We start from the raw sequence: 21491 nt of genomic DNA, 5'->3' as shown, positions 1-21491 counted from the left end.
CATGCGATGGTGACCGAATACCGGATCGACGACCTCGCGCGGGAGGCGGGGACGACGACCCGCAACGTCCGCGTCTACCTCGACAACGGTCTGCTGCCTCGACCCCAGCGCCGCGGACGCGCCGCCATCTACACCGACGAGCATCTGACCCGGTTGCTGGCGGTCGTCCGGTTACTCGGCCAGGGCTTCACCGTCAAGCACATCCTGAAGTTCATCACCGGAGTGCAGCGCGGTCAGGGCCTCGCCGAGGTGCTCGACCTCACCGATCTCGGTGAACTGGTGACCGAACCGTTCTCGCGCGCGAAGCCACTCACCATGACGCGGGCGCAACTGGAAACTCGTTTGGGTCCGCTGTCGGAAGAGACCGTGCAGCAATTGATCGCCGGCGACATCGTCGAACCCACCGACGACGGGCAGTCGTATCTCGTTCGCGATCGTGGCCTGATCGACGACTTCGCCGAACTGGCCGCACGCCAGATGCCGTTGTCGGCCATCCTGGCCACCACCGGAGCGGTCGACCAGAAACTCGACGAGGCGGCCCACCTGCTGTCGGCAGCCGCACATGCCGAGGTGGTCCGACAACGCGGCGCCGGCTGGTACCCGGACGATGACGCCGAGTTCGCCTGGGCGGCCGATCTCGTCGACGTGATGCGCAAGGTGGCCCGGCGCCGTGCTCACGCCAGCATGGACCGGGCACTCGACCGTGCGACGCGTGCCCAACTGCGGCAGTACACACAGCAACACGACGAGACTGCAGCAGAAGCCTCCGGTTGAGTCCGCTTCGGGGCCTACGGTGGACACCATGACCTCGTTGCAGCGTTACATCGCCGAAGAGATCGCCACCGACCACCTCGACGGCCTGCTGTCCCGCCGCGAGGCGGTGCGCCGCCTGGGTCTGCTCGGCATGTCGGCGGCGGCGGCCTCTGCGCTGATCGCGTCCTGCAGTGACGAACGCGCCTACCAGGCGGGCGAGGAGGCCGACGAGACGCAGCCGCCGGCGCCCGCGCCCACCACGACCAGCACCGAGCCGCCACCGGGCATGGCCCAGGCGCTGCCGACCAGCCCGATCACCTGGGCCGGGCCGGGGGGCGAACTCCAGGGCGCGTGGGCGGCGGCCGATGCGCCGGAAGGTGCAGTCCTGGTGATCCACGAGAACAAGGGACTCAACGACTGGACCCGATCGGTGGTGGGCCGTCTCGCCGGCGCCGGCTACTCGGCACTGGCGATCGACCTGCTGTCCGGCCAGGGTGGCACCGCCACGTTCAGCGATCCCGCCGAGGCCACCGCAGCCCTGGGCAACATCCCCCCGGAGACGATGATCGCCGACATCCGCTCCGGTCTCACCGAACTGGCCAGCCGGTCCCCTGGGCAGAAGCTGGCGGCGGTCGGGTTCTGCATGGGCGGTGGGCTGGTGTGGCGCCTGCTGGACGCGGGCGCGCCGGAGCTGGCCGCGGCCGTGCCGTTCTACGGGCCCACACCCGACAACCCGGACTTCAGCGGATCCGCCGACGTCGCAGTACTGGCGTTCTACGGCGCGCTCGACAACCGGGTCAACGCCACCGAACCGGCCGCGTCAGCCGCCCTGGACGCCGCAGGTATGCCCCACGACGTGATCATCGAGCCCGGTGCCGATCATGCGTTCTTCAACGACACCGGCGAGCGCTACAACGCGGTGGCCGCGGTGGACGCCTGGACGCGCATGCAGGACTGGTTCGAGCAGTACCTGTAGAAACTCAGAGCGGGTCCAGCGTCACTGTCACCGACACCCGGCCCTTGGCATCGCGCGCGGCCACGCCCAGGCCGGCCCGGTCACCGTCGGGCAGGTGCACGGTCAACGGCGCACCAGCGCCGGAGAAGTTGCGCCACCAGCTCTTCTGGTCTGCCATGCCCACCCAGATGGTCACGGTGTCGCCCCGGCGTCGGTAGTTGACCGGCAGGGTGAACCGCTTGCCGGACTTGCGCCCGGTGTAGCTGATCTCGGTGAAGGACTTACGCATCACCGGGCCCAGAACGGGGACCCGCGTCAACGCGGTGACCCCGGAGTTGATCGTGGAGACAAGGGGACGGATCGGCCCGCCGAACGCCATGGGAAACCTCCTGTTGCATGATGCCCGAGATGAGTTCCACGCTGCCCGAGGTGTTGTCGACCCTCGCACTCGATCAAGTCAACCAGAATCTGTTCGTCGGGGCTCAGCTCGACGGTCCGGACCACCACATCCTCGGCGGCCACATCGGCGCCCAGGCGTTGCTGGCGGCCGCGCAGACCGTGCCCGCCGAGCGCACCGCGCGCAGCCTGCACGCCCAGTTCCTGCGCAGCGGAGATGCCCGCAAACCTGTCGAGTTCGACGTCAGCGCTCTGCATGACGGCGGCACCTTCTCCACCCGGCGGACCACAGCCCGCCAGAACGGCGCCATTCTGATGGAGTCCACGGTGTCGTTCAGCCGGGCGGCAGCCGAGGACCCGGCGCACCAACCGGTGATGCCTGCTGTTTTGCAACCGGACTCGCTGCCCGCCACCGTGCGGCCCGGCGTCTGGTCCAGCCTGGAATGGTTCGATCGCCGCGACGTGCCGGGCGGGCCGGGGCTGTGGTGGCGCCCCGATGGCGACGTGCCCGGCGACCCTGTGCTGGGCAGGGTGCTGGTGGCCTACCTGTCGGCGGTCACCCTGGTCGAGGCGGCGGTGCTCGCCCGCCGCGGCGCCGAACCGGTCTCCATCGCGCCGATGCTGGACCATTCCGTCTGGTGGCACGGCACGGCAGATCTGGCGAATTGGGTGTACTACGAACAGGATTGCGCCAGCGGCGCGCACCGCCGCGCACTGACCACCGGACGGATGTTCACCCGCGACGGTGCGCTGGTGTGCTCGACCGCACAGGAGGTGTACTTCCCACCGGCCCGCTGACGTGTTCACCGGAGATTCATCCAGTGGCCGAGGCGGCGTTGTTGACCGCACACACCGGACCGCTGGAATGCAGGTATGCGGGTCGTCCAGGTGGCCAACTTCTACGGGCCGCGATCCGGAGGATTGCGCACCGCGGTCGACCGGCTGGGTGCCGAGTATCACGCCGCCGGTCACGAGGTCTACCTGATCGTGCCCGGGCCGCAGGCGGGACGTACCGAACTGGCCTCCGGTGTGGTGCGCGTGAGCGTTCCCGCGCCGCGCATTCCCTTCACCGGCGGCTACCGCGCCGTCATGCCGGGGCCGGTGACGACGCTGCTGGAGCAGCTGGCGCCCGACGCCATCGAGGTGTCCGACCGGTTCACCCTGCGCAGCCTGGGCCGCTGGGGCAGCCGCCGCGGCGTCACCACCGTGATGATCTCCCACGAACGCCTCGACCGGCTCACCGGGCAGCTCCTACCCGAACCGATCGCCCGCCGCGCCGCCGACATCGCCAACCGGCGCACCGCCGCCGACTACGACACGGTTCTGTGCACCACGGCATTCGCCCGCGAAGAGTTCGACCGGATCGGCGCCACCAATGTGGCCACCGTGCCGCTGGGCGTGGACCTCGAGCTGTTCCACCCGCGCCGGTACTGCGCGGCGGTGCGCCGGCAGTGGACGGACCCGGGGCAGCTGCTGTTGGTGCACTGCGGCCGGCTGTCCATCGAGAAGCGGGCCGATCGCAGTATCGATACCCTTGCCGCACTGAGGGATTCAGGTGTGGACGCGCGCCTGGTGATCATCGGTGACGGCCCGCTGCGGCCGCGGTTGCAGCGCCATGCCGCCCGGCTGCCGGTGCACTTCACCGGTTTCATCGACCGCCGCGAGACGGTGGCGGCCCATCTGGCCACAGCGGACATCGCGCTGGCGCCGGGGCCGCACGAGACGTTCGGGCTGGCGGCGCTGGAGGCGCTGGCCTGCGGGACGCCGGCGGTGGTGTCGCGGACCTCGGCGTTGACCGAGGTGCTCACCACCGACAGCGGCGCCTGGGCCGACAACGATCCGCACGCCATTGCCGTGGCGGTGGGTGAAGTCCTGGGCAGGCCGGAGGGTCAGCGCCGCACAGCCGCCCGCCGCCAGGCCGAACGGTTCACCTGGCCGGGGTCGGCCCAAGGCATGCTCGAGGCGCTCGGAGCCGGCCGGCCCTGACCTCGGTTTGGCAAAGGTCGATCGGGGCAACCCGCCGTATTGACGGGGCCGTACCCGTTCCGGCCCGCCGACCGAGCGAAAGAGGTACCGAGATGAACACCACCGGGTGGATCGTCGTCGCCGTCGTCGCGCTGCTGCTGATCCTGGCGGCTGTGATCATCCTGGGCCGCAGCAGGCGCAACAAGGCACTGCACGGCAAGGCCGAACAGATCCGCGAGGACGTCGAGCAGGAGAGTGTCCAGGTGCGTCGGCGCGAAGCGCTCGCTGAGGAAACTGCAGCCAAAGCCCGTGCCGCACAGGCGGAAGCGGAAGCCAAAGCCGCCGAGGCCAAGCGGCTGGCCGACCGTGCCGATGTGCACCGCAGCGCGGTGGCGTCGTCACAGGAAGACCTCGACCAGCGACGTGCGCACGCCGACTCCATCGATCCCCGGGTCAAGGACACCGACGCCGTTGCCCAGGACACCGTGACTCCGCAGCAGACGCAGGCGCCCCACCAGACCGACGTGCGTTAGTCCGTCACGGCAGCACGCGCGCGGGCGGGTCCGAGCTGTACCGGCAGCGAGGCCCAGCCGCGCAGCACTCGGGTATCCCTGCGCGTTCCTGCCGCGGCGGCGGCCACCTCGGGGAAGCGGGTGAAGAACGCCGACAGACCCACCTCACCCTCGGCGCGGGCCAGCGCGGCGCCCAGGCAGAAGTGCCGGCCCCCGGAGAAGGACAGGTGCTTGCCCGCGTTGGGGCGGGTGACGTCGAACCGGTGCGGATCCTCGAACACGGCCGGATCGCGGTTGGCGCCGGCCAGGTAGATGACCACCATCTCGCCGCGCTTGACCTCGGTCCCGGCGACATCGGTGTCGCGTAATGCGACTCGCGCGCTCAGCTGAACAGGGGAGTCCAGCCGCAGCACCTCTTCGACGGCGGTGGACCAGTGCTCAGGCTGTTCCCGCAGCAGCGCGAGTTGCTCCGGATGGTCGATCAGCAGCCGGATACCGTTGCCCAACAGGTTCACCGTTGTCTCGAAGCCGGCCGCCAGCACCAGACCCGCGACCGCACGCAGTTCCTCCTCGGAGAGCGCTGCCTCAGCGTCCGAGGCCCGGATCAGGTCGCTCATCAAATTGTCGCCCGGCTCGCGGCGCAGCCGCTGCAGATGCTCGCTCAGCCAGGTGTTGAACCCGGCCAGGCCTTCTTCCACCTGCCGGTACTGCTTCCAGGTGAGCCCGATGTCCAGGCTGGGCGCGGCGTACTCACCGAAGCGCAGAACGGCGCCGCGGTCCTGTGCGGGCACTCCCAGGATGTCGCTGATCACGGCGACGGGCAGTTGAGCGCAGTACCGTTCCACGATGTCGACGGGCGCCGAGGAATCCGCAGCCAGGTCATCGAGCAGGGCATCGGCGGTCTGCTGCACACGTTCCCGCAGTGCGCCCACCGCGCGCGTGGTGAACACCGAGGACACCGTTTTGCGGTAGCGGGTGTGCTCCGGCGGTTCCACGGCCAGCAGCGACGGCGGCCGCAGCGGGTGCAGCATCCCGGACCGGGTACGGCGTTCCAGGCGGCGCAGCGGAGCGGGCAGGTTGGCGCCCAGCACGATCACCCGGAAGTCGTCGGAGCGCAGAAGCTGATGTGCCAGAGCGTGATCCACGGTCAGGTAACTCACCCGGCAGGGCACCAGCGGCCCGTGCGCCCGCAGTTCGTCGTAGAAGGGCACGGGGTCGGCCCGGACGGCGGGATCGGCCACCAACCGCCCCTGCGGATCGCCGCGGCGGGCGGCCATTCCCGCCACCACCCGCACCACGCCGTGCATCGCCAACCAGTGCAGCCGTTGCTTCACGCGCTCCACGCTACGCACGGCGTGGCCGAAGCCGCCAGCACCCGGGACGTCCCGGTATAGGCTCCGTGCATGATGCGGCGTGGTGCGGCAGTGGCCGCGGTGCTGGCGGCGGGCATGTTCTCCGGTGTGCCGGCGGCGGCACAACCGGCTGCGCCGACAGAGTGTGCGTACACGCTCAGCGCGCCCTATGTCGTTGATGTCGCGGGGACTCCGATGGTCACCGCCACCATGCAACCCGCCGCGTGCCCGGCGGCGGTGACCACGGTGCTGCAGGCCTGCCTGTCCACCCCCGGCAAGGTGGGCCGCTGCAACAATTCCAACGGCAACGTGACGGCACAGGTGTACCTGTCGCCCTACGTCCCCGGGCTCACCTACACCGTCAGCGGCCGCGGCTGCGCGGCAACCACCACGCCGCCGACGTCGTTCTGCTCCTCGCTGGGGCCTAAGTCAGCGGTGCTCTGAGACCGTCCAGCTGACCGGCAGCTTCTTGATGCCGTGGATGAAGGCCGACAGCAGCCGGTCGGGTTCCTCGGTGGCGGTGACGTCCGGCATCTGCCGGTGCAGTTCCTCGAACACCACCCGGATCTCGCGGCGGGCCAGGTTGGCGCCCAGGCAGAAGTGCACTCCGCCGCCGCCGTAGCCCAGATGCGGATTGGGGTCTCGGCGGACGTCGAAACGCCATGGATCGTCGAACTTCTGCTCGTCCCGGTTGGCCGAGCCGTACCACAGCGTCACCTTGTCGCCCTCGACCAATCGGACGCCGTTGCGCTCGATGTCGCGGGTGACGGTGCGGCGCATGTAGGCCACCGGCGAGGCCCAGCGGACGATCTCCTCGACCGCGGTGGGAGCGACGGCGTCGAAATCGGCCCACCATTGTCGGCGCTGATCGGGATGCCGGGACAGTGCCAGCACCCCGTGACTGATCGCGTTTCGCGTGGTCTCGTTGCCCGCCACGGCCAGCAGGATGAAGAACGACGCCACTTCGGCGGAGGTCAACTGCTCACCGTCGACCTCGGCTTGGACCAGGCTGGTGGTCAGGTCCTGTCCCGGATCGGTGCGGCGGTCCTCAGCGAGGGCATGCGCGTAGGCTCCGATTTCCATTGCCACGCGGGCGAACTCGTCGAAGTCGGTGGTGAGGTCCGGGTCGCCGAAGCCCAGGATGATGTTGGTCCAGGCGAAGACCCGGTCGTGGTCGGCCTCCGGGATGCCCATCATGTCGCAGATGATCTGCAGGGGCAGCGGCCCGGCCAATTCGGTGACCAGATCGGCGTTGCCGTCGGGGTGTCGTTCGATCATGCCGGCCACCAGCCGGCGGGCGCGGTCGCGCACCGATTCTTCGATGCGAGCCACCACTTTCGGGGTGAAGGCGCGGCTGACGATGGAGCGCAGCCGCTGGTGGCGGGGATCGTCGAGGGCGATCATCGAGCCGAAATACTCGGCCAGTTCCGGGGTCTGGTCACCGATGGTGATGCCGGCCGCCGAGCTGAACAGATCGGGGTGTCTGCTGGCGAAGTGCACGTCATCGTAGGTGGTGAAGGCCCAGAATCCGCGGCCGTCGGGATTGATGTGCTCGCGGAAGTAGGCGATGGGGGATTCCCGGCGCAGTGTCGCGAAGGCAGCGTCGCGGGCGTCGTCGTCGCCGGCCCAGAATTCCCACGTGCCCAGATCGATGTCGTCCAGCGGCACATGTGGCGGTGGAGCACCGTTGGTACGCGAGGCGATTCCCATGCCGACCGAGCCTACTGGCCGGCGCGGGGATCGATATCAGAATGTAATTCCAGTACTGTCGGAAATAGCTGCGCAGGAACGAATTTGTCGGTTTGTGATACGGCGGTCAGCGGCCCTGCAGCGGAATGAGCGCGACGATTTCATTGATGGTGGCCCGGATGTAATCGCCGGGTTGGCGCACTGCCGGGGCGGGCGCCGCGGGGGTCAGGGTGTTGCGGACCGCGGTGTAGGGGGTGCCTGCCTTGGCGCCGCACGTGGGCCATGCCTTGAGCCCCTGGGTGGCCAACACGTTCTCGGCGACGCGGATCTGTTCGGCGCGGCTGGCCTGCGCGGGATGCCCGACACCGCCGTTGGCCTGCCAGGTGGCCGGCTTGAACTGCAGGCCGCCGTAGTGGCCGTTGCCGGTGTTGATGTTCCAGTTGCCGCCGGACTCGCACGCGGCGATGGCGTCCCAGTTGACGCTGTCGGCGTTGGCAGTGCCGGAGGACAGTGCCAACATCCCGTAGAGCAGAGCACCGGTGAAGGCAGCCAGCGCGAAGAGTTTCCCGACGATCTTCATGATGGGCATTTCGTAACTCTTGACGCACGCGTTACTCCAGAAACAAACTTTAATCCCCGCCACAGAAGTTTATTTCAGTCACATAACTTTAATGCCATCTCAGGAATATCACGAGTCACATTAGTGTAATTCAATAACACCCATATCTGCATCGGAGAGCCTCATGAAAATTCGTTTCGGAATCGGCCTCGGTCCGGAAACCCCGGCGGCCCGGTTGCCCGCCGTCGTCGACGCGCTCGAGGCCGCCGGCATCGATTCGCTGTGGTTCTCCGAGCTGGTGTACTCCGATGCCGTCGACCCCTTCATCGGAATGGCAACCGCCCTGGCCCGCACCACCGAACTCAAGGTCGGTACCTCGGTGGCGGTGCTGCCCGGCGGGCGCCATCCGGTGCTGGTGGCCAAACAGCTGGCGTCGCTGGCCAGCCTCGGCCCCAAGCGGGTACTGCCCGCATTCGGGCTGCGCTCGGCCACCCCCGCCGAGCGGGATGTCTTCACGGTGCCTGACGGCCGTCGGGCTGCCGTGTTCGACGAATCCCTGCGCCTGGTGCGTGCCCTGTTGACCGAGAGGTCGGTGGATTTTGCGGGGGAGTTCTTCACCGTCACCGGCGCCGCCGTGGGAGCCCTGCCCGCCGCGCCCATGGACCTGTGGCTGGGCGGGTCGGCGCCCGCAGCGTTCCGGCGCATCGGGCGCCTGGCCGACGGATGGCTGGGTAGCTTCCTGACCCCGGCCGAGGCCGGCCGGGCCCGACAAGCCATCGAGCACGAGGCGCAGCTCGCCGGACGCGAAATCGAGCCGGATCACTTCGGCATCAGCCTCACCGTGCTCGACGGCGCCCTGCCCGACCGGCTGGCCGCCGCCATCCGGTCCCGCCGGCCCGACGTCGACCCGTCCGAGTTGGTGGCCGCCGATTGGGCCGCCCTGCACCGGCAGCTGGACGGCTACCTGGAGGCCGGTCTGACCAAGTTCGTCATCCGCGCCGGTACGGGCGACACCGAGAGGTTCGTCGCGCGGTTTGCCGACGAGCTGCTGCCCCGGCAGAACTGAGAGGACCCAGAACCGAGAGGACCAAGGTCTCACCGAACGGGGACCTTCGGCGGCCGCGCAACGCCCGGCGAGTTCCTACCGTCGTGTCCATGACGTACGTGATCGGATCCGAGTGTGTCGACGTGATGGACAAGTCCTGCGTGCAGGAGTGCCCGGCGGACTGCATCTACGAAGGGCTGCGCTCGCTCTACATCAACCCGGTCGAATGTGTGGACTGCGGCGCCTGCCGGATCGCCTGCCGCGTGGACGCCATCTACTACGAGACCGACCTACCCGACTCCGAACTCGCGCACCTGCAGGACAACGCCGCCTTCTTCGCGGAGGTCCTGCCCGGCCGGGCGGCGGCCCTCGGCGAGCCGGGCGGAGCCGCGACCTTGGGTGCAGTGGGTGTCGACACCCCGCTGATCGCGGCCATGCCCGCCAGGAACATCCCTGCGCACTGATCCCGGCTCGCATTCGGGCCGTCGATGAGGTAGAGAATTGGCGGGGGTCTCGTCGGAGGCCCCTGCGCGGGGCGTTGCACGGCTCCGCCACCCCGGGTCTGTTCTCTCCCATGCGGCCCGGGCACGAAGGGAGCTGCATGTGATGGACACGGTGCTCGGCGTGTCGGTGACCCCGACCAACGTCCGGTCCGTGCTGGTCGAAGGACGCTGCGCCGACGGCGCCACCCTCGACCACGACGAATACGACGTCTTCGACGAGGTCGGGTCTGCGCTGAAGCAAGCCCGGGACGAGGCCGAGGCCGACGATCAGTTCGTGGCGTCCATCGGCGTCACCTGGAGCGACGACGCCGAACTGGAGGCGTCGGTGGTGCTCGATGCGATGGCGCGCGCCGGCCTCACCGGGGTCAGTGCGGTTCCGTTGTCCGAGGCGGTCGAGGCATTGGCCACCAGCATCGGCCGGGTCATCGGCTACCAGCGCACCGCGCTCTGTGTGGTGGAGCCCGACACCGCGGCGCTCGCGGTGGTCGACGCCGGCGAGGAGTCGGTGGATGTGCTGATCAGCCACGCCATCGACACCGAGGGCGCCCTGATCGACTGGGTGGGCACGGCGCTGGCGCAGGACGCGCGGCCCGAAGGCCTCTTCATGGTCGGATCGGTGCCCGGACTGCGTGACACCGCAACCACCCTGGAAGCCGAGCTGGAGCTGCCGGTCTTCAATCCTCCCGAAGCTGAGCTGGCGCTGGCCCACGGCGCCGCGCTAGCCTCTGCCGACGACGGCGCGGTGTCCTTCGGCGGCGGTGGGCCCTTCGACTTCGACGTGCCGGTGCTGCCCACCACCCAGCGGCGCAATCCGGTCACCGCCCCCCTGACTCTGCTGGTCGCCGGAGCTGTCACCTTTGTGGTGTCGCTGTCGGTCGCCGTGGGAAATCAGCTCGCGCCGGATCCCGTGCCGACGGCCTCGGTGGAGAAGGTGCAGCAGACCCGCGCGGTTCCGCAGGCCCGCCCGACGCCGCCGGCGCCTGCCGCCCCACCGGCCGAGGCGCCGGCCCCGCCCGCCGTCGCCCCCGTCGTCGCCGAACAGGTCCTGCCGCCGGTCGAGGCGTTGCCGCCGCCCCCGCCCCCGGAGGCCGCTGCCCCCGAATACGTCCCGGAGTACGTGCCCGAATACGTCCCGGAGGCACCTGCCCCACCGCCGGCGTCGGTGTTCACACCGCCGCCGCCCCCGCTGTACCAGTCGCCGGTGGTGCCGGAACGCCGCAGCCTGTGGGAGCGGTTCAAGGACAAGCTCAAGCCGGGTCCCGACGGGCCCGAATGGCAGGTCTCGCCCGGGGCGGTGCCGCCGCCGGGCGTGCCGATCCCGCCGGGCTGAGTCAGACCAGCGCGGTCGCGCGCTTGCCGGTGTAATCCACCTGCCAGTGCTTGATGCCGTTGAGCCAGCCCGAGCGCAACCGTTCCGGCGTCCCCAGCGGCGTCAGGTCCGGCATCTGATCGGCGATGGCGCCGAAGATCAGGTCGATGGTCATCTTCGCCAGGTTGGCGCCGACACAGTAGTGCGCCCCGGTGCCGCCGAACCCGACGTGGGGGTTGGGGTTGCGCTGGATGTCGAAGCGGAACGGGTCGGTGAACACCTCTTCGTCGAAGTTGGCCGATCGGTAGGACATCACCACCCGCTGCCCCGCGCGGATCGGCACGCCGGAGAGCTCGGTGTCCTGCAGCGCGGTGCGCTGGAACGAGGTGACCGGGGTGGCCCACCGCACGATCTCGTCCGCGGTGGTGGCCGGCCGTTCCCGCTTGTAGAGCTCCCATTGCTCCGGGTGTTCGGTGAACGCGATCATCCCGTGGGTGATCGAGTTGCGGGTGGTCTCGTTGCCCGCGACGGCCAGCAGCACCATGAAGAACCCGAACTCGTCGTCGGAGAGCTTGTGGCCGTCGACGTCGGCCTCGATGAGCTTGGTGACGATGTCCTCGCCGGGCTCCTCGGCGCGCAGGGCCGCGAGCTGCATGGCGTACATGATGAGTTCCATCGCGGAGTTGCGGCCATCGTGGTGGGCGAACTCGGGATCGTCGTCGGCGACCATCTGATTGGACCAGTCGAAGATCTTCTTGCGATCCTCGACCGGGATGCCGATCAGCCCGGCGATGGCCTGCAAGGGCAGCTCACAGGCCACCTGTTCGACGAAGTCGCCGGACCCCTCCGCGGCGGCCTTGGCCACGATGTCCCGCGCCCGGGCGTGCAGGTCGTCGCGCAACCGCTCGACTGCGCGCGGGGTGAATCCGCGGGAGATGATCTTGCGCAGGTGGGTGTGGTGCGGCGCGTCCATGTTCAGCAGCACGTACTTCCCGGTTTCGATCTGTTCGCCCGTGGAGCCCTTCGGGTACCGGGGGAGTGCAGTCTTGGCCAGGCTGGAGAACACGTCGCTGCGCCGTGAGATCTCCTTGACATCCTTGTGTTTGGTGACCACCCAGTAGCCACCGTCGTCGAACCCTCCTATTCCATCGGGTTGCTCGTTCCACCAGATCGGCGCGACGCGGCGCAGATGCGCCAGCTCGTCGATCGGCAGGCGTTCCCTGTTCAGGTCGGGATCGGTGAAGTCGAAGCCGGGCGGCAGGTTCGGGGTCGCCATGGTGCGCTCTCCTGAGATGGTCTGTGTGACGCGGGGCCGTGTAAGGCATTGGTACACCGCAGATCCGCGCATCGTGGCCGGTTGGCGAAAACTGAACTGAAACGTGTTCTCGACAGTGCGCGGGAACCGATTGGCGCAGTCCGGAGTTTGTCCTGACGTGACAGAGACCGCCCAGTTCCCCGATCGCCGGACCGCCCGGGTGGTGCTGCGCACGGCGATCATCGTCGCTGTGCTGGCCGCCATGGTGTACGTCGAGTCCCAATCCCGGTCCGGGGTGCTGTGGCGGTTCGTGACCTTCACCTACCAGGCCAACCTGCTGGCCGCGATCTATTACGCGTGGACGCTGGTGAATCCGCGCGCCGACCAGCGGGTCGGGCTGCGCGGCGCGGTGGTGCTCTACGTCGTGGTGGCCGGTGTGGTCTGGAACCTGTACCTGGTGGAGATGAGTGCCGGGTACACCCCGGCGAACTTCCTGCTGCATGTGGTGGTGCCGGCGCTGGCGTTCGTGGACTGGTTGCTGGTGGGGCACAGCCAGAGTCGGGTGCGGTGGTGGCAGCCGCTGGCGTGGCTGGCTTACCCCGCCGCCTATCTGGGCCTGGCGGTGGTGGTGCTCAACAACCTGGGCCGTCGCGCGCCGTACTACTTCCTGGACGCCGGGCGCATCGGCGCCGCGGAGGTGGCCGTCAACGTCTCGATCCTGGCCGCCGGATTCGTCGGCCTCGGCTACCTGCTGTCCCTGGTGGGGCGCGCGGCCGTCAAGATCCGGGTCTGAGCCAGATGTGCCCCTGATGAGAAATCGTTTCGGGGGATGTAACAAAACCGTCCGCTTGGCAGAATCACATGGCATGGTGCGGATCCACACACGCAGTGCAGCATGGTCAGCGGCTCTCGGTGCGCTCGGCGCGGCCGCTCTTCTCAGCGCAGCCCCCTCGGCATCGGCCGAGCCCATGCCGGTGCCACCTACGCCGGCGCCGGCGCCCGGCATCGTCGCCCCCGCTCCGGCCCCGGCCCCGGCCCCGGCCCCCGGTGCCCCAGCTGCGCTTGCCGCGCCCGTCGTGGATCCGCTGGCCCCGCCGGCACCGGTCTCGCACCTGTCCAGCCCCGAGAACCTGCCACCGGGTGCCAGCCTGACCCCCACCGGTCCGCAGCAGAGCAGCGGGATGTCCTACCTGCGTGAACTGTGGCACGCGGTGCAGACCCAAGAGGTCAGCAAGGCCGATGCCGTGCTGTTGCTGACCCAGCGGCCGATGACCGCGAACACGCCGCCGCCGATGGGCATGCCCGCCGGACCCCAGGCTCCGCTGCCGCCGGCGCCCGCCGCGCTGCCGGTCGACCCGATGGCCGCGCCTGCCCCGTTACCCGCGCCTCCCGCTTAACCGGTCGGTTCGGCGGTCACCGTGACCGTCACGGTCGCGGTCGGGATCGCGGATGTGGCCGTGGATGTGGCCGAGGACGTGGACGTCGGCGCAGACGAGGTGGAGGACGTCGAGGGTGACGTGCCTTCGGCGGTGAACCGCGGCTGCTCGTATTCCACCCAGGTGTCGCGGTAGACCACCTTGCCGTCCTCGGCGGTCACCAGCAGCTGCTGCGGTGTCACCGAGTACGTCGCTCCGTCGTTCTCCACCTCGAAGCCGCCGTCGACCGCCTTGGCGGCGGCCTTGAGGCCGGCCTCGTCGCTCAGGCGCACGCCGCGGTACTCATACCCCCCGGACGGCAGGGTGCAGATGGCCACCAGGGAGCGGGTGGTCCGGCCGTAGGCGACCGCCAGCTGTGTGGCGTCGCAATGGGCGTTGGTGCCGACGTATCCCTGTTCGTCACTGGTGATGGTCGGCTCCGCGGTCGCGGTCCCGGGCAGCAGGACCGCCGCGGTGAGGGCAGCGGCTGCTCCGGTTGATGCCAGCAGTTGACGGCCGGTGGGCATGGCGATGGCTTCCTCCCGTGGATGGTCAACCAAGCAAACCACCCCGGCCGCCCAACTCCGTGTTCATCGCCGCCGTGTTTCGCAAAAGATCGGCGAATCGGCGGGTGGGCCACGACGCCCGGTCTAGGCTCGGCGGATGCGAGGACTGAGCATCGCCGCCGTGGTCGCGGCCCTCGGCGTGGTCGCGGCCCCCATTGCCGGTGCGGTCCCCAACGACCCCGGCATCACGATGGCCGATGTGCCGAACATGGTGTTCGGGCCCGACGTCCAGGTCACCTACGCGTGCCACAGCTGGGAGCGGTTCATCTTCGGCCGCAACCCCAACGGCCAGACCTACGCCTGCCACTACATCCCGAACCAGTGGCCGCCGAAGTACACCGGCTTCTGGGTGTACTCACCGCCGCTGTACGGCGTGCAGGAGATCGGCGCGCCCTGTCCCAACTACCGCAGTGCGGCGGCCCAGACCGTCGACGGCCTGGCCCTGGAGTGCACCGAGTCCCGCGGCTGGCAGCAGGACTTCTACGCCTGAGCTCCGTTGACGCTGCGGCCACCGCGAGGAAGTGCGAGTGGCGGTCGCGGTGAACGCAGTGTCAACGTGGATCAGATCTAGACTCCCGCTGCCTCGTTCAGGTCGGTCAGCCGGCCCGTCGCCTCCAGGTACTCCTGCACCCAGCGCTCGATCACTGTCGCGGTTTTCTCCACCTTGGTGAACTGTCCGACCACCTGACCGACGGGGTTGAACGCCACGTCGACGGACTCGTTCGGGTACTTGTGGGTGGCGGCCACCGCCATGCCGGAGACCATGTACTGCAACGGCATTCCGAGCGGCTTCGGGTTCTCCGGGTTCTCCCAGGCCTCGGTCCAGTCGTTCTTGAGCATCCGGGCGGGCTTGCCGGTGAACGAGCGGCTGCGCACGGTGTCGCGGCTGGTGGCCTTGGCGTAGGCGGCGTGCTGCACCGGCGTGTGCTCGGACTCCTCGACCATCACCCACTGCGAACCCGTCCAGGCGCCCTGCGCACCGAGGGCCAGCGCCGCGGCGATCTGCTGGCCGCTGCCGATACCGCCCGCGGCCAGCACCGGGATCGGGGCCACCTCCTTGACCACCTGCGGCCAGAGCACGATCGAGCCGATGTCGCCGCAGTGCCCGCCGGCCTCACCACCCTGGGCGATGATGAGGTCGACGCCGGCGTCGGCGTGTTTGCGCGCCTGATACGGCGAGCCGCACAGCGCCGCCACGACGCGGCCGGCGTCGTGGATATGGGCGATCATGTCCGCCGGGGGCGTGCCCAGGGCGTTGGCGATCATGGTGACCTTGGGGTGCTGCAACGCCACCTCGACCTGCGGGGTGGCGGTGGCCTCGGTCCAGCCGAGCAGTTGCAGCGCATCGTCGTCGCTGTGTTCCACCGGCACACCGTGATCGGACAGGATCTTCTTGGCGAAGGCGATGTGCTCGTCCGGCACCAGATCGTTGAGCGTCTTCTTCAGGACTTCCGGGTCCATGTCCGCGGCGTCGGAGCCTTCGTATTTGTTCGGGATCACGATGTCCACGCCGTAGGGGTGGTCGCCGATGTTCTCGTCGATCCACTTCAATTCGATCTCGAGCTGTTCGGGGCTGAAGCCCACGGCACCCAGGACGCCGAAGCCGCCGGCCTTGCTCACCGCCACCACCACATCCCGGCAGTGCGTGAAAGCGAAGATCGGGAACTCGATGCCCAGCTGGTCACAGAGGGGAGTGTGCATACCGGAATCCTTGCGCAGACGCGGACAAAACTGAAACGTGTTCTAGTTTAGCGGTTGACGCACCCCCGGGTCGACGCCCCCTGGATGTTTCTCGGGGGTAAACATTCGCCAAACCGGTTGTAGAAACGTTATGACGTTTGTACGTTCGGTCCATGGCATGGGACTCCGACGACCTGACGCCCGGCCCGGTTCCACTGTGGTTCCAGATCGCCGAGCGGTTGACGGCCTCACTCGAGGCCGGCGAGTTCGTCGTCGGTGACACCCTGCCGTCGGAAGCCGAACTGGGGCGGCGTTTCTCCGTCAGCCGTACCACCGCCCGCGCTGCCCTCGGCAGCCTCGCTCAGCGTGGGCTGATCACGCAGAAGTCCGGACGCGGGTCGATCGTCTTGCCGCGCAAGGTGGAACAACCTCTGAACCTGTTGTCCAGCTTCAGTGAGGACATGCGCGCCCGCGGCCTGGCGCCCGGATACCGCGACGTGCGGGTGGACGCCGCTCCCGCGCCCGCAGATGTCGCCGCCGAGCTCAAAGTCACCCACGGGCACCGGGTGGTCCGGGTGCGCCGAGTGCTACTCGCCGACGACGTACCCATTGCGATGAGTGAATCCTGGTTGTCCCCGCGAGTGCTGGCGCCGGAAGCCGATCTCTCCGAGGTGGATTCCTTGACATCGCTTTACGACTGGCTGGAGCGCCACCGAGGAGTGCGCGTGGCGATCGGCACCGAGGTCATCGAGGGCGGCGTCGCCGACGAAGAGCTTGCTGCGCTGCTGGAAACCACGGGCGGCAGTGCAGTGCTGGTGGCGCGGCGCACCGCGTGCGACCACGACGGCGCCCCACTCGAATACGCCGTGCGCCACTATCGGGCCGATCGGTATCGCTACCGGATCGAATTGTCACGGCCATGACGACCCAGCGCGTGCTCTTCGTCGGCGATGTCGGCCTCGACACCATGATCCGGTTCGCCCGCCTGCCCGACCCGGACGAGAAGGTGGTGGCCGACGCACTGGCCGAGGGGCCCGGGGGAGTCGTCACCAATGCCGCGGTTGCAGCGGCGGGCGCGGGAGCCCGCGTCGGACTGTTCACCGGGGTGGGCGACGACGCCGCGGGGCGGACGCTGGCTGCACAGCTGGAGGCCGCTGGGCTCGATGTCCACGTCGACATCACCGAGAAGAACACCTGCCGCGCAGTCATTCTCATCGATGCCGGCGGCGAGAAGCGGGTGCTGCTCTCACCGGACGCTGTCATGTATCCGCAGCGGCGCACGGTCATGGACCTGGCTCTGGATGACGTGGCGTGGGTACACACCGCCGCCTACGACCGCACGACGGCGGCACTGCTGCTCACGCGCTGCCGTTCACACGGCGTGCGGGCCTCGATCGACCTGGAACCCGCGACCATGCCCGCGGGTTTCGACGACATCGCGGGCCTGGTGGGTGATTGCCACACCGTTTTCCTGAACGAGCGCGCCCACAACCTGATAGGCGCCACGGCGGTGGCACGCCTTCTGGACGCAGGGGTACCCGAGGTTGTCGAGACACGCGGCAGCCGAGGGATTCGGCTGCATACCGCGTCGGGCACGACGGTCATCGAGGCTCCTGTGCTGAATCGACCTGTTGTGGACACCACAGGCGCCGGAGACGCGCTGGCCGGGTGGCACGCCGCTCGCCGCTGCGTCGGTGACAGCGCCGTCGAGGCGCTCACCAAGGGAGTTGCCGCCGCAAGCCTCTCCGTGTGCGCCGGCGGGGGCATCACGAGTTACCCCGATGTCGACGATGTGCTCGGAGTCGCCGAGCAGATGACGAGAAACAAGATAGGACAGAGCAATTGATGGCACCGCCTCGTGTTCACCCACCGCGGCCCAGCGCGCTGGGAGAGCTTTTCCCCACGCCCAAGCCGATCATCGGCGTTGTCCACCTGAACGCGCTTCCCGGTGCGCCGCGCTACCAGGGCGAGCCGGTGCGTGAAGTGTACCGCCGCGCGGTGCAGGATGCCCGCACCCTCGCCGAAGGCGGGATCGACGGCATCATGGTGGAAAACGCCTCCGACATGCCTTTCCTGCGCCCCGAGGACATCGGACCCGAGACGGTGGCCGCATTGACCGCCGCCTGCATGGAGATCGCCGCCGCAGTCGAGGTGCCGATCGGTATCACCTGCGTGGCCAACGGTGTGATCCCGGGGCTGGCGGTGGCCAAGGCAGTCGGGGCGCGCTGGGTCCGCGCCAATCAGTGGGTCAATGCCTACGTCGCGAACGAAGGCTTCCTGAACGGGCCGGCACCGCAGGCCCTACGCTACCGCAAGGCCATCGACGCCGAGGATGTGCGAATCCTGGCCGATGTCCACGTGAAGTTCGGCGCCCATGCCATCACCGCCGACCGGGACATCGCCGAACAGGCCACCGACGCCGAGTGGTTCGACGCCGATGTCCTGATCGCGACCGGGACCCGTACCGGTTCGCCCACGCAACCGGACGAGGTGAACAACGTCCGCGCCGGCACCAACCTGCCCGTCATCGTCGGATCCGGCCTGGGCCCCGAACAGCTCGACAGCCTGTTCGGTGTCGCCGACGGCGCCATCGTCGGGCAGTGGCTCAAGGTCGACGGCCTGTGGTGGAATCCCGTCGACCCAGACCGGGTCGCCAGGCTGGTCACCGCCGCCGAGAAATTCCGGGGCGGGCTGTGAACGAGCAACGCACAACGAGCACCGAGGTCACCGTCGCCACGGATCTCTTCGCTCTGGGTGAAGGCGAGCGGGCCGTGGTGTTCTTCACCGCACGGCGCCACGGCGCCGGCCCTGCTCCCACGACGCTCCTGGACGAACTGGAGACGCTGCGCGCCGAGGGCTGGCTGCTCTCGATCGATGCGATGTTCACCGGCAGCGACGAGATGTCGCTCTATGACGCCGGTTTCGCCCACGATGTCGATGTCGTGGGGGCCTTTGAAGCCCCCGGCCTGTCGCAGGCACACGCCGGCATCGCGCGGTTGGAGCAGGCCGGCTGGGCGCGGACGTTCCGGACGGCCTGGCTGGTTGGTCGACGTGAGTTCGCGCCGGTGCCGTCGACGGCCGGCCGCGACCCCTCCTCGCCCTGGGCATTTTTCGCGCTGTGGCAGTGGAACGATGCCTGGCAACAGGCCACCCCGGCCGAACGCCTGCATTACGACCAGGAGTGTGACGTCGCGTTCAGTTCCGACGTCGGTTCCGGAATCTCCATCGCCGGACGGCACCGGTTGGACCCCGGCAGCCGCTGGCACCACCTGGGAATGTGGGAGCTACCCGCCCTCGCCCTGCTCGATGATGCGATGGCCACCCACGAACGGGTCGCCGACTTCAAATTCACCACCTCGTTGCATTACATCGGCCGGCGTCGCCCGATGACCGACGTCCTGGGAGCCGCCTCGTGAACACCACCGTCTGGATCCATTACGCCCGGCCGCGCAGTGCCTGGTACGAACTTCCCGAACAGACACAGGCCGAACTCCAGCGCACGTGGGCCGCGCTCGACTCCCACGCGCAGTCGGCCGGAGCACAATCGATGGGCAGCTTCTTCGTCCGAGGCCAGAGTGACTACTCCACGGTCGAGATCTGGTCCTTCGCCGGCTACGAGGCCGCCTACGAGCACTGGGCGGCGAAAGTCGCTGCGGGATATGCCGAATGGTTCGAGTTCTCCAACAACGTAGGGAATCGCCTGCCATGAGTGAACCGTTGTTGACCGCACAGCACATCACCAAGTCCTACGGGTCGGTGACCGCCTTGGAGGACGCCAGTCTGACGGTGCACGCCGGTGAGGTGTGTGCGCTGGTGGGCGACAACGGCGCAGGCAAATCGACCCTGGTCAAGATCCTTTCCGGCGTCGAGCGCCCCGATGGCGGGGAGATCCGCCTGAACGGACGAGCGGTGGCCATCGAGAACCCCGCCGCCGCACAGCAATTGGGCATCGCCACCGTGTTCCAGGACCTGGCACTGGCACCCGAACTGGCGGCCGCCGACAACCTGTTCCTGGGCCGGGAGATCCTCAAACCGGGGCTCGCCGGACGATTCGGGTTCCTGGATCGCAAGACCATGCGCACCGAGGCAGCAGAGCAGTTCGCGAAACTCGGCGTCACACTGCGGTCAGCGACCGTACCGGTGGCATCACTGTCGGGTGGGCAGCGGCAGTCGGTGGCCATTGCGCGGGCGGCGAAGTGGGCTGACAACGTGATCTTCCTGGACGAACCCACCGCCGCCCTCGGTGTCGTGCAGACCGACCGGGTGTTGCGCCTGGTGCGCCAGGTTGCCGACCAAGGACTGGGCGTTGTCCTGATCACCCACAACATGACCCACGTCGTCGACGTCGCCGACAGGGTGGAGGTGCTGCGGCTCGGGTCCTCCGTGGCCACCTTGACTCGCGGGCAAGCCACCGTGGCACGCCTGGTCACCGCGATGACCACCGGCACAACCGACTCCGAATCGATGGAGCCCCGATGAATTCGACTGAGCAGGCGCCCACCGCCGTGGTGCCCACATCCTCCACCCACTCCCTCGGTGAACGGCTGACCCAGTGGCTGGGCGGTGGCTGGGTGCTGTTGTTCCTGGTGGCCCTGCTGGCCTTCTTCACCATCACCCAACCCGGCCGATTCGCCACCGGCTACAACCTGTCCACCCTCGCAGTCGACGCGGCCATCCTGTTGGTCCTCGCCGTCGGACAGACCTACGTCATCATCACCGCCGGGATCGATCTGTCTGTGGGGTCTGTACTGGTGTTCGCCTCCGTCGTGGGTACGCAGGTGATGCTCGCACTGTCCGGCGCCGACGGAGCCACCTACGGAACCACGGATGCAGGGTGGGCAGTGATCGCAATCGGCACCCTGGCCTCGATCCTGGCCGGTCTGCTCTTCGGCGTGATCAACGGGCTGCTAGTGTCGTACGCCCGGATCCCGGCCCTCATCGTCACCCTCGGCACCATGGGCATCGCCCTGGGCGTGGCCCAGCTCCTGACCAACGGCCAGGACGTGCGGGCGGTACCGCAGATCCTCGTCGACCACGTGGGCAACGGCGCTGTGGCCGGCATCCCCGTGCTGGTGGTGATCGCACTGGCGGTGGCGCTGGTGGCCGGGATCATCCTGCACCGCACCCGATTCGGACGGTGGGTCTTCGCCGTGGGCTCCAGCTCGGAGGCAGCTCGACGATCCGGGGTTCCACTACGGGCGCAGATCATCAAGGTGTACGCCCTTGCGGGCGGTCTGGCCGGGCTCGCCGCCGTCATGTCGGTAGCCAGGTTCTCCACCACCACCATCGGGGGGCACACGGCGGACAACCTGGCCACCATCTCGGCCGTGGTGCTGGGAGGCACCAGCCTCTTCGGCGGCATCGGCTCCATCCTGGGCACGGTCATCGGGGTGTTCATCCCCATCGTCCTGCTCAACGGATTCGTCATCACCGGCATCCCGCCGTTCTGGCAGACCGTCGCCATGGGCGCGGTTCTGATCCTCGCCGTCTACGTCGACCAACTCAAACGACGTAACCGAATTCTGTCCTGATCGACC

General features: G+C 68.6%; 26 protein-coding genes. 19 read left to right on the top strand and 7 right to left on the bottom strand.

Going from position 1 to position 21491, the window contains the following annotated elements; genetic code table 11:
* The first annotated feature begins 9 nt into the window (after positions 1-9).
* Both G6N58_RS23940 and G6N58_RS23935 read left to right on the top strand, forming a co-directional pair.
* Entirely contained in the window at positions 10-774 is a 765-nt protein-coding gene (locus G6N58_RS23940; RefSeq protein ID WP_115282108.1) for a MerR family transcriptional regulator, read from the top strand.
* Positions 775-802: 28 nt separating this feature from the next.
* Entirely contained in the window at positions 803-1729 is a 927-nt protein-coding gene (locus G6N58_RS23935) for a dienelactone hydrolase family protein (protein WP_115282109.1), read from the top strand.
* A 4-nt stretch (positions 1730-1733) separates the two neighbouring features.
* Here G6N58_RS23935 and G6N58_RS23930 read toward each other — a convergent pair whose 3' ends face one another.
* Positions 1734-2087, bottom strand: coding sequence for a hypothetical protein (locus G6N58_RS23930; RefSeq protein ID WP_115281261.1), 354 nt, complete (start codon positions 2085-2087; stop codon positions 1734-1736).
* 29 nt (positions 2088-2116) lie between these two features.
* Between G6N58_RS23930 and G6N58_RS23925 the strand changes: the two genes are divergently transcribed.
* The 3 genes from G6N58_RS23925 to G6N58_RS23915 all read left to right on the top strand — a co-directional run bounded on the left by G6N58_RS23925 (position 2117) and on the right by G6N58_RS23915 (position 4602).
* Positions 2117-2902 (top strand): acyl-CoA thioesterase, encoded by a 786-nt coding sequence (locus tag G6N58_RS23925; protein ID WP_115282110.1) that lies wholly within the window; start codon positions 2117-2119, stop codon positions 2900-2902.
* A 75-nt stretch (positions 2903-2977) separates the two neighbouring features.
* The gene (locus tag G6N58_RS23920) at positions 2978-4090 is read left to right on the top strand and encodes a glycosyltransferase (protein ID WP_115281262.1); all 1113 of its coding nucleotides are present in this window, start codon (positions 2978-2980) and stop codon (positions 4088-4090) included.
* 92 nt (positions 4091-4182) lie between these two features.
* Positions 4183-4602 carry a hypothetical protein gene (locus G6N58_RS23915; protein WP_174904659.1) on the top strand — a complete coding sequence of 140 codons (420 nt, stop codon included), beginning with the start codon at positions 4183-4185 and terminating at the stop codon, positions 4600-4602.
* On the opposite strand, the gene G6N58_RS23910 is transcribed toward G6N58_RS23915, so the two are convergent.
* Positions 4599-5915, bottom strand: a complete 1317-nt coding sequence (locus tag G6N58_RS23910) for a cytochrome P450 (RefSeq protein WP_115282111.1) — start codon at positions 5913-5915, stop codon at positions 4599-4601. The genes G6N58_RS23915 and G6N58_RS23910 overlap by 4 nt on opposite strands.
* Before the next feature lie 69 nt (positions 5916-5984).
* Here G6N58_RS23910 and G6N58_RS23905 point away from each other — a divergent pair, with 69 nt between their 5' ends.
* Positions 5985-6377: a hypothetical protein gene (locus G6N58_RS23905; protein ID WP_115281263.1), complete on the top strand. Its 393-nt coding sequence runs from the start codon at positions 5985-5987 to the stop codon at positions 6375-6377.
* Here the strand turns inward: G6N58_RS23905 and G6N58_RS23900 are convergent.
* The gene (locus G6N58_RS23900; protein ID WP_115281264.1) at positions 6363-7643 is read right to left on the bottom strand and encodes a cytochrome P450; all 1281 of its coding nucleotides are present in this window, start codon (positions 7641-7643) and stop codon (positions 6363-6365) included. The two genes, G6N58_RS23905 and G6N58_RS23900, sit on opposite strands and share 15 nt — an antisense overlap.
* Before the next feature lie 106 nt (positions 7644-7749).
* A complete protein-coding gene (locus G6N58_RS23895) occupies positions 7750-8211 on the bottom strand; it encodes a transglycosylase family protein (RefSeq protein WP_163908377.1) in 462 nt (153 codons plus the stop codon).
* 154 nt (positions 8212-8365) lie between these two features.
* On the opposite strand from G6N58_RS23895, the gene G6N58_RS23890 reads away from it, so the two are divergent.
* The 3 genes from G6N58_RS23890 (at position 8366) to G6N58_RS23880 (ending at position 11059) form a co-directional block, all read left to right on the top strand.
* Entirely contained in the window at positions 8366-9247 is an 882-nt protein-coding gene (locus tag G6N58_RS23890) for a TIGR03854 family LLM class F420-dependent oxidoreductase (protein ID WP_115281265.1), read from the top strand.
* Between the two features lie 89 nt (positions 9248-9336).
* A complete protein-coding gene (fdxA, locus tag G6N58_RS23885) occupies positions 9337-9690 on the top strand; it encodes a ferredoxin (protein ID WP_115281266.1) in 354 nt (117 codons plus the stop codon).
* A gap of 142 nt (positions 9691-9832) precedes the next feature.
* Positions 9833-11059 (top strand): DUF7159 family protein, encoded by a 1227-nt coding sequence (locus G6N58_RS23880; protein WP_115281267.1) that lies wholly within the window; start codon positions 9833-9835, stop codon positions 11057-11059.
* Between the two features lies 1 nt (position 11060).
* Here the strand turns inward: G6N58_RS23880 and G6N58_RS23875 are convergent, their stop codons facing one another.
* Entirely contained in the window at positions 11061-12314 is a 1254-nt protein-coding gene (locus G6N58_RS23875) for a cytochrome P450 (protein WP_115281268.1), read from the bottom strand.
* A 157-nt stretch (positions 12315-12471) separates the two neighbouring features.
* On the opposite strand from G6N58_RS23875, the gene G6N58_RS23870 reads away from it, so the two are divergent.
* Both G6N58_RS23870 and G6N58_RS23865 read left to right on the top strand, forming a co-directional pair.
* Positions 12472-13086 (top strand): Pr6Pr family membrane protein, encoded by a 615-nt coding sequence (locus G6N58_RS23870; protein WP_163908375.1) that lies wholly within the window; start codon positions 12472-12474, stop codon positions 13084-13086.
* A 73-nt stretch (positions 13087-13159) separates the two neighbouring features.
* Positions 13160-13690: a hypothetical protein gene (locus G6N58_RS23865; RefSeq protein WP_115281269.1), complete on the top strand. Its 531-nt coding sequence runs from the start codon at positions 13160-13162 to the stop codon at positions 13688-13690.
* Here G6N58_RS23865 and G6N58_RS23860 read toward each other — a convergent pair.
* Positions 13687-14268 carry a hypothetical protein gene (locus G6N58_RS23860; RefSeq protein WP_163908373.1) on the bottom strand — a complete coding sequence of 194 codons (582 nt, stop codon included), beginning with the start codon at positions 14266-14268 and terminating at the stop codon, positions 13687-13689. The genes G6N58_RS23865 and G6N58_RS23860 overlap by 4 nt on opposite strands.
* A 103-nt stretch (positions 14269-14371) precedes the next feature.
* Here G6N58_RS23860 and G6N58_RS23855 point away from each other — a divergent pair, with 103 nt between their 5' ends.
* Entirely contained in the window at positions 14372-14764 is a 393-nt protein-coding gene (locus tag G6N58_RS23855; protein WP_115281272.1) for a hypothetical protein, read from the top strand.
* Between the two features lie 77 nt (positions 14765-14841).
* Here the strand turns inward: G6N58_RS23855 and G6N58_RS23850 are convergent, their stop codons facing one another.
* Complete coding sequence (locus G6N58_RS23850; protein WP_115281273.1) at positions 14842-15975, bottom strand: nitronate monooxygenase; 1134 nt, start codon at positions 15973-15975, stop codon at positions 14842-14844.
* A gap of 152 nt (positions 15976-16127) precedes the next feature.
* Between G6N58_RS23850 and G6N58_RS23845 the strand changes: the two genes are divergently transcribed.
* From G6N58_RS23845 to G6N58_RS23815, 7 genes are read left to right on the top strand one after another with little or no spacing between them, the layout of a single operon-like run.
* Positions 16128-16877 carry a GntR family transcriptional regulator gene (locus tag G6N58_RS23845; RefSeq protein ID WP_115281274.1) on the top strand — a complete coding sequence of 250 codons (750 nt, stop codon included), beginning with the start codon at positions 16128-16130 and terminating at the stop codon, positions 16875-16877.
* Positions 16874-17800: a carbohydrate kinase family protein gene (locus G6N58_RS23840; RefSeq protein ID WP_115281275.1), complete on the top strand. Its 927-nt coding sequence runs from the start codon at positions 16874-16876 to the stop codon at positions 17798-17800. Before G6N58_RS23845 ends, G6N58_RS23840 begins: the two co-directional genes overlap by 4 nt.
* On the top strand, positions 17800-18651 hold the full coding sequence (locus tag G6N58_RS23835; RefSeq protein WP_115281276.1) for a BtpA/SgcQ family protein: 852 nt from the start codon (positions 17800-17802) through the stop codon (positions 18649-18651). The genes G6N58_RS23840 and G6N58_RS23835 overlap by 1 nt, the downstream gene beginning before the upstream one ends.
* Positions 18648-19370: a hypothetical protein gene (locus G6N58_RS23830; RefSeq protein ID WP_115281277.1), complete on the top strand. Its 723-nt coding sequence runs from the start codon at positions 18648-18650 to the stop codon at positions 19368-19370. Before G6N58_RS23835 ends, G6N58_RS23830 begins: the two co-directional genes overlap by 4 nt.
* The gene (locus tag G6N58_RS23825; protein ID WP_115281278.1) at positions 19367-19663 is read left to right on the top strand and encodes a hypothetical protein; all 297 of its coding nucleotides are present in this window, start codon (positions 19367-19369) and stop codon (positions 19661-19663) included. Before G6N58_RS23830 ends, G6N58_RS23825 begins: the two co-directional genes overlap by 4 nt.
* The gene (locus tag G6N58_RS23820) at positions 19660-20433 is read left to right on the top strand and encodes an ATP-binding cassette domain-containing protein (RefSeq protein ID WP_115281279.1); all 774 of its coding nucleotides are present in this window, start codon (positions 19660-19662) and stop codon (positions 20431-20433) included. The genes G6N58_RS23825 and G6N58_RS23820 overlap by 4 nt, the downstream gene beginning before the upstream one ends.
* Entirely contained in the window at positions 20430-21485 is a 1056-nt protein-coding gene (locus tag G6N58_RS23815; RefSeq protein ID WP_115281280.1) for an ABC transporter permease, read from the top strand. The genes G6N58_RS23820 and G6N58_RS23815 overlap by 4 nt, the downstream gene beginning before the upstream one ends.
* Positions 21486-21491: the final 6 nt, after the last annotated feature.

Origin of the sequence: Mycolicibacterium tokaiense (assembly GCF_010725885.1) — a bacterium.
Classification (GTDB): Bacteria; Actinomycetota; Actinomycetes; order Mycobacteriales; family Mycobacteriaceae; genus Mycobacterium; species Mycobacterium tokaiense.
This window is presented reverse-complemented; position numbering and strand designations above follow the sequence as displayed.

Excerpts from the sequence above, each read along its gene's own strand:
- G6N58_RS23850 (WP_115281273.1), bottom strand. The coding sequence starts at position 15,975 with ATGCACACTCCCCTCTGTGACCAGCTGGGCATCGAGTTCCCGATCTTC.
- G6N58_RS23815 (WP_115281280.1), top strand. The coding sequence starts at position 20,430 with ATGAATTCGACTGAGCAGGCGCCCACCGCCGTGGTGCCCACATCCTCC.
- G6N58_RS23875 (WP_115281268.1), bottom strand. The coding sequence starts at position 12,314 with ATGGCGACCCCGAACCTGCCGCCCGGCTTCGACTTCACCGATCCCGAC.
- G6N58_RS23845 (WP_115281274.1), top strand. The coding sequence starts at position 16,128 with ATGGCATGGGACTCCGACGACCTGACGCCCGGCCCGGTTCCACTGTGG.
- G6N58_RS23890 (WP_115281265.1), top strand. The coding sequence starts at position 8,366 with ATGAAAATTCGTTTCGGAATCGGCCTCGGTCCGGAAACCCCGGCGGCC.
- G6N58_RS23925 (WP_115282110.1), top strand. The coding sequence starts at position 2,117 with ATGAGTTCCACGCTGCCCGAGGTGTTGTCGACCCTCGCACTCGATCAA.
- G6N58_RS23930 (WP_115281261.1), bottom strand. The coding sequence starts at position 2,087 with ATGGCGTTCGGCGGGCCGATCCGTCCCCTTGTCTCCACGATCAACTCC.
- G6N58_RS23920 (WP_115281262.1), top strand. The coding sequence starts at position 2,978 with ATGCGGGTCGTCCAGGTGGCCAACTTCTACGGGCCGCGATCCGGAGGA.
- G6N58_RS23835 (WP_115281276.1), top strand. The coding sequence starts at position 17,800 with ATGGCACCGCCTCGTGTTCACCCACCGCGGCCCAGCGCGCTGGGAGAG.
- G6N58_RS23840 (WP_115281275.1), top strand. The coding sequence starts at position 16,874 with ATGACGACCCAGCGCGTGCTCTTCGTCGGCGATGTCGGCCTCGACACC.
- G6N58_RS23905 (WP_115281263.1), top strand. The coding sequence starts at position 5,985 with ATGATGCGGCGTGGTGCGGCAGTGGCCGCGGTGCTGGCGGCGGGCATG.
- G6N58_RS23900 (WP_115281264.1), bottom strand. The coding sequence starts at position 7,643 with ATGGGAATCGCCTCGCGTACCAACGGTGCTCCACCGCCACATGTGCCG.
- G6N58_RS23895 (WP_163908377.1), bottom strand. The coding sequence starts at position 8,211 with ATGCCCATCATGAAGATCGTCGGGAAACTCTTCGCGCTGGCTGCCTTC.
- G6N58_RS23880 (WP_115281267.1), top strand. The coding sequence starts at position 9,833 with ATGGACACGGTGCTCGGCGTGTCGGTGACCCCGACCAACGTCCGGTCC.
- G6N58_RS23865 (WP_115281269.1), top strand. The coding sequence starts at position 13,160 with ATGGTGCGGATCCACACACGCAGTGCAGCATGGTCAGCGGCTCTCGGT.
- G6N58_RS23915 (WP_174904659.1), top strand. The coding sequence starts at position 4,183 with ATGAACACCACCGGGTGGATCGTCGTCGCCGTCGTCGCGCTGCTGCTG.
- G6N58_RS23935 (WP_115282109.1), top strand. The coding sequence starts at position 803 with ATGACCTCGTTGCAGCGTTACATCGCCGAAGAGATCGCCACCGACCAC.
- G6N58_RS23820 (WP_115281279.1), top strand. The coding sequence starts at position 19,660 with ATGAGTGAACCGTTGTTGACCGCACAGCACATCACCAAGTCCTACGGG.
- G6N58_RS23855 (WP_115281272.1), top strand. The coding sequence starts at position 14,372 with ATGCGAGGACTGAGCATCGCCGCCGTGGTCGCGGCCCTCGGCGTGGTC.
- fdxA (WP_115281266.1), top strand. The coding sequence starts at position 9,337 with ATGACGTACGTGATCGGATCCGAGTGTGTCGACGTGATGGACAAGTCC.